This is a genomic window from uncultured Nitrospira sp., assembly GCA_902500695.1.
Taxonomy (GTDB): domain Bacteria; phylum Nitrospirota; class Nitrospiria; order Nitrospirales; family UBA8639; genus Nitrospira_E.
The window spans coordinates 1-12,984 of sequence record CABVRQ010000093.1 but is presented as its reverse complement, the minus strand read 5'-3'; the positions used below and the strand labels follow the sequence as shown (position 1 = coordinate 12,984).

Annotated in this window: 12 protein-coding genes; 6 read left to right on the top strand and 6 right to left on the bottom strand. The window is 50.4% G+C overall.

Features of this window, described 5'->3' with window-relative positions; genetic code table 11:
• Positions 1-90 precede the first annotated feature (90 nt).
• The gene (locus AAH187_RS16820) at positions 91-240 is read right to left on the bottom strand and encodes a hypothetical protein (RefSeq protein ID WP_342349638.1); all 150 of its coding nucleotides are present in this window, start codon (positions 238-240) and stop codon (positions 91-93) included.
• 1,165 nt (positions 241-1,405) lie between these two features.
• Between AAH187_RS16820 and AAH187_RS16815 the strand changes: the two genes are divergently transcribed.
• Positions 1,406-3,355, top strand: coding sequence for a response regulator (locus AAH187_RS16815; protein ID WP_342349637.1), 1,950 nt, complete (start codon positions 1,406-1,408; stop codon positions 3,353-3,355).
• A 40-nt stretch (positions 3,356-3,395) separates the two neighbouring features.
• On the opposite strand, the gene AAH187_RS16810 is transcribed toward AAH187_RS16815, so the two are convergent.
• The gene (locus tag AAH187_RS16810) at positions 3,396-3,623 is read right to left on the bottom strand and encodes a hypothetical protein (protein ID WP_342349636.1); all 228 of its coding nucleotides are present in this window, start codon (positions 3,621-3,623) and stop codon (positions 3,396-3,398) included.
• Positions 3,624-3,691: 68 nt separating this feature from the next.
• On the opposite strand from AAH187_RS16810, the gene AAH187_RS16805 reads away from it, so the two are divergent.
• The 4 genes from AAH187_RS16805 to AAH187_RS16790 all read left to right on the top strand — a co-directional run bounded on the left by AAH187_RS16805 (position 3,692) and on the right by AAH187_RS16790 (position 8,577).
• On the top strand, positions 3,692-5,077 hold the full coding sequence (locus tag AAH187_RS16805; RefSeq protein WP_342349635.1) for a dihydrolipoyl dehydrogenase: 1,386 nt from the start codon (positions 3,692-3,694) through the stop codon (positions 5,075-5,077).
• A gap of 259 nt (positions 5,078-5,336) precedes the next feature.
• Positions 5,337-6,101 (top strand): TVP38/TMEM64 family protein, encoded by a 765-nt coding sequence (locus AAH187_RS16800; protein ID WP_342349634.1) that lies wholly within the window; start codon positions 5,337-5,339, stop codon positions 6,099-6,101.
• A 34-nt stretch (positions 6,102-6,135) separates the two neighbouring features.
• Positions 6,136-7,686, top strand: a complete 1,551-nt coding sequence (locus tag AAH187_RS16795; RefSeq protein ID WP_342349633.1) for a mercuric reductase — start codon at positions 6,136-6,138, stop codon at positions 7,684-7,686.
• A 117-nt stretch (positions 7,687-7,803) separates the two neighbouring features.
• Positions 7,804-8,577, top strand: a complete 774-nt coding sequence (locus AAH187_RS16790) for a DUF3047 domain-containing protein (protein WP_342349632.1) — start codon at positions 7,804-7,806, stop codon at positions 8,575-8,577.
• A gap of 116 nt (positions 8,578-8,693) precedes the next feature.
• On the opposite strand, the gene AAH187_RS16785 is transcribed toward AAH187_RS16790, so the two are convergent.
• From AAH187_RS16785 to AAH187_RS16770, 4 genes are all read right to left on the bottom strand, one after another.
• Positions 8,694-9,269, bottom strand: coding sequence for a thioredoxin family protein (locus tag AAH187_RS16785; RefSeq protein WP_342349631.1), 576 nt, complete (start codon positions 9,267-9,269; stop codon positions 8,694-8,696).
• 124 nt (positions 9,270-9,393) lie between these two features.
• On the bottom strand, positions 9,394-9,678 hold the full coding sequence (locus tag AAH187_RS16780) for a zf-HC2 domain-containing protein (RefSeq protein ID WP_342349630.1): 285 nt from the start codon (positions 9,676-9,678) through the stop codon (positions 9,394-9,396).
• Between the two features lie 32 nt (positions 9,679-9,710).
• Positions 9,711-10,418 (bottom strand): sigma-70 family RNA polymerase sigma factor, encoded by a 708-nt coding sequence (locus tag AAH187_RS16775; protein ID WP_342349629.1) that lies wholly within the window; start codon positions 10,416-10,418, stop codon positions 9,711-9,713.
• A gap of 212 nt (positions 10,419-10,630) precedes the next feature.
• Positions 10,631-11,272, bottom strand: coding sequence for a LuxR C-terminal-related transcriptional regulator (locus AAH187_RS16770; protein WP_342349628.1), 642 nt, complete (start codon positions 11,270-11,272; stop codon positions 10,631-10,633).
• A gap of 472 nt (positions 11,273-11,744) precedes the next feature.
• Here AAH187_RS16770 and AAH187_RS16765 point away from each other — a divergent pair, with 472 nt between their 5' ends.
• Positions 11,745-12,791, top strand: a complete 1,047-nt coding sequence (locus tag AAH187_RS16765) for an IS5 family transposase (protein ID WP_342349627.1) — start codon at positions 11,745-11,747, stop codon at positions 12,789-12,791.
• The last annotated feature ends 193 nt before the right edge of the window (positions 12,792-12,984 follow it).

Here is a 12,984-nt window from a genome sequence, read left to right as displayed (position 1 = left end):
GAACCGAGACCGCCGGGTATTCAGACAAAACTGAGGGTTTTTAGAGGTACCCTTAAGCTATTGGCAAAGATATCGCCCGATTCAGGTAATTTAAAAATAGCCGTTCGCGATATCGGCATCGGTATTCCTCAGGCCCATCAGCAGAACATATTTCAGCAATTCCGGCGATCCCACGGCCGCAATTAATTCGGAGGCGAGAACAGTTCCGGATTCACCATTATAAAAATGGGCAAGCACCATGGCGAAACGTTTCAACTGAAATCAACAGTTGGTAGAGAAAACACGACATTTTCCATCATCCTTCCTCCTTTCCCTAGAAAAACAGAACAGGAGACATGCCTCTCAATTCCCATCGGAATCCAATATTCGTCATCGACAATAGTCCGAAAAACTATCAAGCGTTACAACGCTTGCTTTATCCAACTAAGATTCAACAATCCCACTGTCCCTTGTTCCGAAGAAAAGGTGCACCTGAACCTTTTGGACCAGACCATCCCTCCCAATACCCACCTGGCCTCCAAATTCAAACCCGGGTCCATTCTGCTGTAACTGAACATGCCGGGTATGGACGATAGGTCTATTTTGAGATCCATCAAAAACTACCCGCAGTTAAAACAGATCCCGAGGTGGCCTTCAGCTCTTCAAGGGACGTAGAGGACCTCCCCCATTGCTACCGGAACCCGGCTAATTCCTACCTGGCAAAACCATTCAACTTTAATAGTGTAGTCAAACCCTACAGAAAGTATTTGGAAATTTCTAAGTGGAAATCGTCGAACACCCAACCTAATCAACAAAAAACAAGCCTAAGCTAGACCGTTAAAAAAAAAGGACCACGAATGCCCCCCACTGTTGCTCAGAGGCCATCCATATCTTTCGGTAAAAGACAACCTGAAAAATACCGAAGCCACCTATCCCGGCTTTCAAAATTCAGGCCTCTGGAACCCCATCATACCTGGCAAAAATGGGGATCAGTCCTTGCCATAGTTGTTCAAATTCAGGCCAGAATGAACCCGCAGATCCTCCATCAGACATGATTCTTCTCAATCTGAATATGCCCAGGTACCAACGAACGGGAAGTGGTTCAAAAAGTACAGCCCGACCTGAAACTCAAAATAATTTCGGTCACCGTGCAGCCACCTCACCAGACGAATGCGATTTAAAAGCCTGGCATCAGGAAGAGGTCAACAGTTATATTGTGAAATCTGTTGAACCCGATTGTCTATAAAAGCCGCGATAAAACTAAAACAATACCGGTTAACATTAGTTGTCCACCGGAAACTGGGAAAAGACACAAACTGGAAAATCCCGAGGTGATGCAGGGCCTTCCTAATGATTGACAAATACATTTTGTCATTCCTGCTTATTCTCAGTCTTTCCATTTCCATTCATGGGATCTCCGTCAACCATGCCACCCCGTATTGAAAAACCTCAACTCACCACTCTCCGAATTTTTATCGTCGATGATAGCCCAAGTGACCGATCCACCTATACTCGGTGGATCCGGCGCACGGCCTCCTTTCGCCTCGACATTCAAGAAATGGAAACAGGAGCCCAAGCCTGGGAAGCCTGCAGGATCTCCCCTCCTCACTGTCTGCTTTTGGATGACCAATTGAGGGATATGACCGGATTAGAATTCCTGGCGAAAGTACGGGGGCCACACTCACAAGCAAAGACTCCCATCATATTCCTCACCGGGTACGGTAACGATGAAATTGCGGCTCACGCAATCAAACTTGGGGCACAAGAGTATTTCAACAAAAATACTCTATCGGAAAAATTCCTCTGGCATCATATGGAGCAGGCGATTGAGCAGTTTACCACCATACCTCGCATGCGCTCTCTTGAACGTCAGTCCAGCATCATCCTGCAATCCTCCAGCGATGGAATTCTTGTCGTCGGACAGGACGGCCTGATCCGTTTTTCCAATCCTGCAGCAGAGCAGCTCTTTCTCCGGACATCCGAACAACTCACCGGATCCCCATTTGGTTTCCCGGTCTCCGCAAACCAGACGACGGAAATAGAAATCATGAGCGAACCCGGACGACCGACTCCTGTAGAAATGCGGGTGGTCTCTATTGAGTGGGATGAAGAACCCGCTTTCTTGGCCTCTCTCAGGGATGTGACAGAACAACGAAGGGCCGAAGACGAACGACGCCGTCATGAAATCGAGCGGCAATATTCACAAAAACTGGAAAGTCTGGGAGTCCTCGCCGGAGGAATCGCTCATGATTTCAACAATCTCCTGATGACTATAGTGGCCCGCTCCGGCCTCGCACTTCGAGCTCTTCCCCCTGACGCTCCGGCTCGAGAGCACTTGGACTTCATTGAAAAAGCCGGTCTTCGCGGTGGAGAATTAGCCAATCAAATGTTGGCATTTGCCGGACAGACCCGTTTGGATTTTCAAGTCATCAATCTTCCAAAGCTTCTCGAGGACATGGCCCCTTTCCTCCGGGCCACCCTTTCAAAGCGACTAACTTTCGAATACGATCTCGCCCCCTCCCTTCCACCGATTCGAGCCGACCAGGCTCAATTGCGGCAAATCATCATGAATATCGTGGTCAACGCATCAGAGTCCTTTGGAGAAGGGGATGGGGTCATCACCATCCGTACATTCGAATGGGAGCCGACAATAGAGAATTTTAAAAGTTGGTATGTGGTTGGAGAACTCCCTGGTACCCGAGGTGTCGCCCTGACCATTCAGGACACCGGATGCGGAATGACGTCCGAGATGATTCCAAAAATTTTTGACCCATTTTTTTCGACCAAACTCCCTGGACGAGGACTTGGACTCGCAGCGCTTCTTGGACTCGCTCAGGCCCATGCCGCCTCCATTGCCGTCCGAAGTCAACCAGACGCCGGGACAGAATTTACGTTACTGTTTCCCGCCACTAAGCCCAGTCCTTCAACAAAGAAGGGGCCGGTCTTCTCAATTCCAACTCAACATGCCTCACTGACAAAAAAACCCATGGTGTTGGTGGTTGATGACGAAGAGGACGTTCGGGTGGCCTGTTCTATGATCTTTGAAGAAATGGGATTGCAAACCTTAGTCGCCTCGGATGGACAAATTGGCATTCAGGTCTTCCAACAACATCAGCACGAAATTATGGTCGTGCTCTTAGATCTCACCATGCCTAATATGGACGGTCAACAATTCCTCGAACACATTCAAGAGCTTAACGCAGCGATTCCGGTGATATTGTCAAGTGGATATTCCGAGGAAGAAGCGATGAAAAGATTTCACAACCCGGACATGGCGGCGTTTATTCAAAAACCCTATCAAGTGGAAACACTCATCGCGAAAGTCGAAGAAATCAGGCAAAAGCAGACCACATCTTCCAACAACCCTGGCCTGTAGGAAACATCACAAAAACCCCACCTTCTCTCTGATATCAAGGCTAATACCAATAACCTCCGCTCAGATGGCGATCGAGAATCGAAGACAGTCCCAGATGATTCCGGTACAACGTAGAGGGAACAACCGCCGCACTTCGAGGATCCAACTCCCCTGCCTCTCGCAAGGGCCGAGTCGCCTCCTCATGCCGATCCATTTGGGTCAACCAACCCAGAAGGACAAAGAGCACTGGCCGCCAGCACAACTGTCTTTCTTCGTGAGATGTGTTCATGCTACATACTTGCACTCGTAATTCGACCATATATTTTCTCTATTCATCCATAATAATAGGGCTTCCACATGACCCATTCCCATGACATCATCATAATTGGAGGGGGATCGGCGGGCTATGCAGCCGCTCGCACAGCCCAGGCGGAAGGGGCGGACGTCGGCATCATCGATCAGGGTCCGTTGGGTGGCCTCTGTATTTTACGAGGGTGCATGCCGACCAAAGCCATCCTCCGCTCATCCGATCTCGCGGCACTCATCCGTCGAGCGCCGGAATTCGGTCTTGACTCATCAAACCTCCAAGTGAGCCTGGCAACCATTATTGAACGAAAAAATCGGTTAATCAAGGAATTTGCTGATGATCGCATCCAAGCACTCCACCATCCGCGATTTACCCTCTATCAGGAGCATGCCCATTTTGTTTCGCCAACGATTATCCAAGCCGGTCAACATCAGCTATCTGCAAAAGCGTATATCATCGCCACTGGATCTGTGGTATCGCGCCCCGACATTCCAGGATTAGAAGAAGCCGGCTATCTCACGAGTGATGAGGCACTCGAGCTCCATTCACCGCCTGAATCCATGATCGTCCTGGGAGGTGGTCCTGTTGCACTGGAACTCGCCCAGTTTTTTTCCCGCATCGGAGTCGAGGTAACCCTGATTCAACGAAGCAACCATATTCTCTCTGACACAGACGAAGATCTCGTTCAACCAGTTGAAGCTCACCTCCGGGCTGAAGGAATGATCGTCTATACCCACACACACCTCCAGCATGTCGAGACGTCCGGCGGAAAGAAGACAGTTCATTTTCTGCATCAAGGCCAACCCCGCCGAGTCACCGCCACATCAATCCTCCAGGCGCTAGGCCGCCGCCCCAATATCGACGGCCTCAATTTGGACGCAGCTCAGGTTGCCCATCAAACAAAATCCATTTTAGTGAACAAGGAAATGAGAACATCCCAGCCGCATATTTTTGCCGTTGGAGATGTCAATGGCGGTTACGAAATTGTTCATATTGCCATCGAAGAAGGCGAAATTGCTGGATGGAACGCCGTTCATTCGAATCTAGCTCCCAAACATTTTTCCGATCGTCTCAAAACCCAGGTGGTCTTTACCGATCCCCAGCTAGCCAGCGTGGGGTTGTCCGAACGGGAATGCCTGGAGCGTCAACTTCCCTATCTTGTCGCATCCTACCCGTTTGACGATCATGGGAAATCTCTCTGTCTTGGCGAAACGTATGGACATGTGAAAGTGCTCTGTCATCCTCAGTCTGGTGAGATTCTCGGTGGCCACATCGTCGGGCCAGAGGCTTCTGAACTCATCCATGAACTGATTGCCATCATGTATTTTCGTGGCACAGTCCACGATCTTCTCCGCATACCTCACTACCATCCCACGCTTGCTGAAATTCTCACCTATCCTGCTGAGGAACTTGTCGGAAAATTAACACCCGCGTAATTTTAGCGGGCATTTTCAAGATTCCCACCTGTCGGAATGGCTTGTGCAAGCGTCAATCCAGCATGGAACGGGCAACTCTTTCTCTCAAATTTTCCTCGTAACAAATCGCACAAAATCAGGACTACAGCTCAATATCACCGAAGACGCCTCTAGATAATCAGGCATAGAGCCTACAATTTTTTCCCTCACCCAATAGGAATATTCGCGATACACGGTTTGCCAATTAACTCATTGCTAAAAACATGACTGGAGAATTCCCATGAAAACCCACATAATGGAGCCTCACATGTCCCAGCCGTCTACCACGCCAACCGACGCACCCAATTCATTGATGGGAAAGATTCTCATCGGGTGCATTCTGCTGGCAGGCATCGGTGCATTTTTCTATTTCGATCTAGGCCAATATCTCTCGCTGGAGACCTTAAAGGCCAATCGAGACACTCTATTAGCGTATACGGCCTCCCATTATGAAATAGCCGTCGCCGTCTTTATTCTTGTCTATATCCTCCAGACCGCCTTCTCCTTTCCCGGTGGAGCGATTTTAACGTTGACGGGGGGATTTCTATTTGGAAGTCTGATGGGAACCCTATTCGTCAACATTGGAGCCACCGCTGGAGCGACGCTCGCCTTTTTGGCCGCCCGTTATCTGCTCCACGATTGGGTGGAGCGCAAGTTTGGCGACCGACTCGGGACCATTCAAGCAGGATTTGCCAATAATGCGTTTAGTTATCTGATGACCCTTCGACTCATTCCGGCTTTTCCATTTTTTCTCGTGAATCTGGTCTCAGGCCTCACCCGTGTCAACCTCGGCACCTATGTCCTTGCGACATCCATCGGCATCATTCCCGGCAGCTTTGTTTTTGCTTTTGCCGGTCGCCAATTGGGCACCATTAATTCATTGAGCGAAATTGCCAGTCCACCGGTCTTACTCGCCTTTACGCTCCTAGGCCTGTTGGCCCTCATGCCGGTGGCCTATCAAAAATGGAAGAAGCCTCAAAGCGGGGTCATCAATACTAAATCGTAAATTATGTGAACCTTTATCAAACTAGAGGCCTCAGATGAACACCACACCATCACCAGCCCATACCGGTTTAGTCCTTCCCCAGGACGAATATAATCAGGAATTGGTCAACAATGTGCATCCCCCTCAATGGCGCAATCCCACGCCATCCGGACGCTATAACCTCGTTATCATCGGAGCCGGCACTGCCGGATTGGTTACCGCCGCAATTGCGTCAGCCTTAGGGGCCAAGGTGGCATTGATCGAACGACACCTGATGGGAGGAGACTGCCTGAATGTGGGATGCGTGCCCTCCAAAGGGGTCATTCGGGCTGCCAAAGCCTGGACCGCAGTCAGAGAGGCCGAACAATTCGGGGTACATATTTCCGGAGAGATCAAAAGGGATTTCGGTGCCGCTATGGCTCGCATGAGAAAACTGCGGGCCAGGATCAGTCAGGTCGACTCAGCTCATCGATATACCAAGCTTGGAATAGATGTGTTCATCGGCAACGGCCGGTTCACCAGCTCAAGCACGATCGATGTGGATGGAACGACACTGCAATTTACCAAAGCGGTCATCTGCACGGGAGCCCGCGCGACCGCTCCACCGATTCCAGGCTTAGCCGACACCACGTATCTCACCAACGAAACCATTTTTTCCCTGACGAAACTTCCTTCGAGACTGGGAGTGATTGGTGCCGGTCCCATTGGCTGCGAGTTGGCTCAAGCATTTGCCCGATTCGGCAGCCAGGTGTTTTTGGTGGAAGCGATGCACGGCATTCTTCCCAATGAAGACCGGGATGCTGCCGACATCGTGGAACAATCGATTCTGCGTGATGGGGTGCAACTGCTTTGTTGCGGAAAAGACTTGAATATTCACTCAGCGAACGGCTCCAAGCATCTCAGGGTTGACTCGCATGGCACACAATATGATATCCCGGTTGATGAAATTCTGGTAGGAGTCGGCCGCAGTCCGAACATTGAGGGATTGGAGCTAGAAGCCGTTGGGGTCGAATTCGACAAAACCGGTGTAAAGGTCAACCACCGGCTTCAAACCAGCAACTCCAAAATATTTGCGGCAGGCGATATCTGCTCTCCCTTTAAGTTCACACATACGGCCGATGCCCAAGCGCAAATCGTCATTCAGAACGCTCTCTTTCCCCATCCGTTCGGCCTTGGTTACGGCAGCACGGACCAACTGGTGATTCCCTGGGCGACCTACACCCAACCGGAAATTGCCCATGTCGGCCTATATGAAAAGGATGCGAAGGACAAAAACATCCCGATCGACACCTTCACCTATCCTCTCAATGAAGTCGATCGGGCTATTCTGGATGGGGAAGAGGAGGGCTTCGCCAGAGTTCACGTCAAAAAAGGAACCGATAAAATAGTGGGGGCCACCATCGTCGCCTCCCATGCGGGCGATATGATTAGTGAATTTACCCTGGCTATGAAGGGAGGCCTGGGACTTAACACCATCGCCAGCACCATTCACCCCTACCCGACCCAAGCAGAAGTCGTCAAAAAGTCCGCGAATGCCTGGCGAAAAACCACGCTGACGGAAGGAAAGAAACAGTTCCTCCACAAACTTTTTAGGTGGACCAGATAAGATCGTGTTCTATTTGTCCCCGACACCCAGATAATGGTGGCCCTTTGACAGGCTTAAAGCCAACTGAGTCTGTCAACAAATTATTGAAACACACTGTAACTCATTCAGATTCTAGACATGACACCCACCAGATCCCGACGCGCCTCCTTCTGCCTTCTCACACTGGTCTTAGGCCTCATAAGCCTGACCCATTCGACCTCGGTCATCGCAGAAGGCCCTGACCAACTGATCGTCGGCAACTTCTCGCTCGCCACTCCGGGAGAACCATTTCCTCAAGGGTGGAAACCGCTGATTTTCGAAAAAATCCCAGAACATACTCAATATGATCTCGTCAAAGACGAGCAGGAGGTGGTGGTCAAGGCCATCAGTCGCCAATCCTCCTCCGGCCTGACGCGGGAGATCTCGATCGACCCAAAGGAATATCCGGTGATTAAGTGGCGATGGAAGGTTGAAAATATTCTTCAGAAAGGAGATGTCGCTAAAAAATCAGGAGATGACTATCCGGCACGACTCTATATCACCTTCCAATATGACAGCAGTCAGGTCGGATTTTTTGAAAAGGCGAAATTTGAAACCATCAAATTGCTTTATGGCCAATACCCTCCGATTGGAGCCATCAATTACATTTGGGAAAGCAAAAGCCCCATCGGCACGATAGTCCCCAACCCATACACGGACCGGGTGTACATGTTCGTCACGCAAAGCGGAAGTGCCAAATTGAATCAATGGGTAACCGAAGAACGCAATATTTATGAAGATTATAAAAAGGCATTCGGAGAAGATCCCCCACACATCTCAGGAGTCGCGATCATGACTGACACGGACAACACGAAAGAGTCCGCCGTCGCCTATTACGGAGATATTGTGTTTAAAAAATCCGTGAAGGAATAAGGGGGGAATGTGAAATGGAATAGGTCAGGAGAGAAAAATTCTTGAATCAACTCAAATTAGGAAGTCTTTGTACTGTACTCCCCACGCATCAACGTGCCCTCCTCACACATTGGTTATCAATAATCCGGCTCATTCCCGGTCTTCCATTTTATGTTGCAGCCCGCGCTAGGTTTTTGCTCCACTGAAACGGGTTTCCCGTCCAGGACAGCCTCTAAGGCTGTTCGCAAATCCCGCCCGGTCACAGGCTTCCCATTTCCCGGTCGACTATCATCCAATTGCCCCCGATACACCAATTTTCGCTCCTCATTAAACACAAAGAAATCCGGAGTACAAGCCGCAGTTAAAGCCTTCGCCACTTCCTGAGATTCGTCATAACAATAGGGAAACCGAAAATCTAATTTCTCCGCCATCTCCTTCAGTCTTGCGGGGGAATCCTGAGGGTAATTTTTCACGTCATTACTACTGATCGCAACAATGCCAACATTTTTCTTTTGATAATCCCGACCGAGCTTGGCCAATTCCTCCTGCACATGGACGACATAAGGACAATGTCGACAAATACACATCACCAGAATGGCTGGTTTTCCGGCAAAGCTTTCTGGGGAAATCACATGCCCTGTCCCAACATCCGGCAGTTCAAAATGAGGCAATGACGTTCCGAGCGGAAGCATCGTCGAATCTTTCAAAGCCATGATTAACTCCTTTATTTAAAACAGGACAATTAAAACAAGATGGGTTGTGACACTCCATAGGCCCTGTCCACCGTATTGGGTGAACAGTGAGAAGAGGACCCGCACCAACCGTCCTACTCGTCGATTACTCGATTTCGGATTTTACCGGAGATTGAGGATGGCGTTGTTTCCAGGCCCGAAACCGTTCAAGAAGCTCCTCCTTCACATGTTGGGGGACCGGCTCAGTAGGCAATTGACGGAGGGTCGCAATGGTGTATTTCATCTGACGTAAATAATTACGGCAGGCAAAGCACAAGCCCAAATGTATTTGAAATCGCACTCGCTCGACAAGATTCAGCGCCCCATCCAGGTAATCCGTGATGAGTTGGGCGATTTCTTGGCAGGAAAAGTTTCCTGCCATATATCTCATAAGTTTCTGCTTCAAATCCGTATCCATTGGCCTTATGTGTTATCCCCCTGAATATAGGGATTAAGCTCTCGGCGCACACTGGTACGCGCCCGGTGTAAAAGCACCCGCTGATTGGTCTCGGTAATCTCAAGGATGTTACAGATTTCTTCTGAGCCAACACCTTCAATATCGCGCAAGGTCATGACCTGCCGCTGAGTAGGGGGCAACCGTGCAATAGCCTGTTCAATCGCCACTCGACATTCCTTCGAGAGCAACGCCCGTTCCGGCGTATCCGGTTCCCACGCGTCAGGGGGAGCTTTCCAGTGACCCATCCGGGAACCCTCCGTGACAAACAAGGAATCCTCTAAGGAAGGGCCTTCATCTGTCTCCCCCGAAGGCGCACTCAATCCAAACGGCTCATAGCGACTTTCCCGCATCCCTCGAGTTTTCGCCCGGTTCGTCAAAATCCGGAAGAGCCAGGTCTTAAAAGACGATCGACTTTCAAACCGATGAATGCCTTCAAACACCCCCATCCAGGTTTCCTGAACGACTTCTTCCGCCACGGCCCGACTCGGCACAAAGGACATGGCTAACCGCAACAACGAACCGGAATACCAGTCCATAACGGCTGCGAACACCTGTTCATCACCAGCTTGAAGTGCCCGAACGAGCCCTGGCTCATCAAGCTTAAGTGTATCGTGCACAGTATGGGGAGAGGGAGAAATGGGCAACCTCTGAGAAGATAAAGAGACATCAAACATGAACCATGAGATTATCCTCAGCATGACATTGACAATCAAGGGTTTCCTGAAAAGAAACCTCGAATAGCAGAGCCGGTCTCTCTAAACAGCCATGGGGAGCCAGCAGGAAAAAATAGGCAGGCACTGCAAAAAGGCAGTCAAACGGATCATTGTAAGATTGTAGGATCGAAGGGAACAAGAAAGAAGGGACAACCGGTACACGCCCGGTTGCGTTACGTATCTTGAAAGATTTGGGCAAGAATGCCGGTTCGAGTGGTTGTTTTCGTTTTCTTCAGAAGATGGCGAACGTGTTCTTTCACCGTATGTTCGCTAATCTCGAGATGTCGAGCAATCTCTTTATTGGTCCAGCCCTCACTGATATATTTCACAATTTCTACTTCCCGACTCGTCAAACGATACTGCTCCTTGGCCTGATTAGGCACCACCCGCCGTTCACGTCCGATTTTCTCCATGATGATAAGCATACAGGCTTCATCTTTTTCTGTATGGGCCGCTAATGGAAAACCACGCAATAATACCGGCGACTTCCCATCACCCGTCACTCGTCGTAACTCGTGCTGGCCTTCGGCCATCTGGTTCTCGGGATTGTCTAATAGTGTCCGAAGTGACCCACATAACTCCAGGACCTCTGGGGGCCACACACCTCGCGCCTCGGCATCATATGCGTCTCCCATGATCTGGCGGCTTAATGCCTCTGCTTCGGCGTTCATAAACAACACGTCCCCGGATCCGGAGAAGAGCAACACCCCGGGAATTGATCGTCGGTCGGCAATTTCTTGGAGCCGGGACAAACCACCTCCATTGGAGGACTTGGGAACAGTCGTACAAGGAATTCCGATAGATCGTCGACTCAAGGTGTACTCCGTGGATCAGGTTATGGAGCGATGTACAATCCCCTCACAACAGCCTGCTAGGGGGCAACCACTCACCGTGCTTTGAATGCACCGATGCCGCTACCTATGATCTTATTGAACTGTTGTCGGATTGTGGCAGGAGAAACTTAAATAAACAGAGGGGGACGATGAAGAAAATCCCCAGGATGCTGAAGAGGAGTGTGTCCATGGAAGACTGAAGCCAGTCTTGCCTATGCATCCTGCTGCAAGAAGGGAAAATCGAGTCACCCAGTAAATAGTTTTTTTCAAGCTGGTATATGGTTCAAAAAAACACCGCACAGGCTCACACGGTAAGAGCACTGTACCCAACCAATTGCACGGAACCAAAGTCAGGAAAGGTTACAACGACTGAAAAAATACATAAGGGCATCTCTAAAAACTCCTGACAAACGGCTCCAAGTATGCGATCTTGCACTTTCAAGGAGGAAACACCATGTCGATACCGCACCAACTTGGATTCTTTGATCTCAGCACGCGCTATGAGGCTCTCAGTCAACAAGGCGATCCCCTCGAACAGCTGGCGCATGTGATTCCTTGGGAGGCCTTCCGGCCGACCTTAGCAAAAGCCCTTCGCCGCTCCAAGCGGACGAAAGGCGGGCGGCCTCCCTTTGATGCCGTACGGATGTTCAAAATCCTCGTCTTGCAAGCTCTCTATAATCTGTCTGATGATCAAACCGAATATCAGATTCGCGACCGGTTGTCCTTCATGCGGTTTTTGGGGCTTGACTTGGAGCAACGCATCCCCGCTGCCAAGACCATCTGGCTGTTTCGCGAAACCCTTGCCCAGGCCCAGGTCGTGGAGACACTCTTTGCGCACTTTGAAACCTATTTAGCCGACCATGGTTTACAACCTCGTGGCGGACAACTGATTGATGCGTCGCTGGTCCCGGTGCCCAAGCAACGGAACTCGCGCAATGAAAACGCGACCCTCAAAGCGGGAGATTGTCCGACTGAGTGGAAGGGGCAACCCGCCAAACAACGTCAGAAAGACACCGAGGCGCGCTGGACGGTGAAGCATGGCGCGAATCATTATGGGTACAAAAACCATGTGAACGTGGATAAGCAGCACAAGCTGATTCGGCAATATACGGTCACCGACGCGGCGGTCCATGATAGTCAGGTGCTGGAGAAAGTCCTGCTACCCGTCACGGCCGGACGGAATGTGTGGGCGGATTCCGCCTATCGCTCTGCGGAAATCGAAGCCCAGCTGAAGGCCCGGCGCCTGCAATCGAAGATTCACTGGAAAGGGTATCGCCAGACACCGCTCACGGCACAACAGCAGGCACACAACCGGTGCCGCTCGCGCATTCGAGCACGCGTCGAACATGTCTTCGGCCATCAGGTCACCGCGATGGGCGGTAAGTTGATTCGAACAGTTGGACTCGTTCGGGCTCGGCTCAAGATTGGGATGAAGAATCTCACCTATAATTTTCATCGGTATCTGATCCTCTCCATTCCGCAGAAGGCCCAGGTGGCTTGAGCAAGGGAAAGGAGCCGGGGGGAATACCTCAGTAACCCGCTGAAACTCCCTCAGCTTCATTTCCAGGAACTTCCGGAAACCGTCGCTCCAAGCGAAAGGAAGGAACTCGGACAAAACCAAGGGTTTTTAGAGGTGCCCTATAAAAGTTCCGGAAATGCTGTAGGGCCGGGGTTCGTCTCGGCAGCCGAGCTAA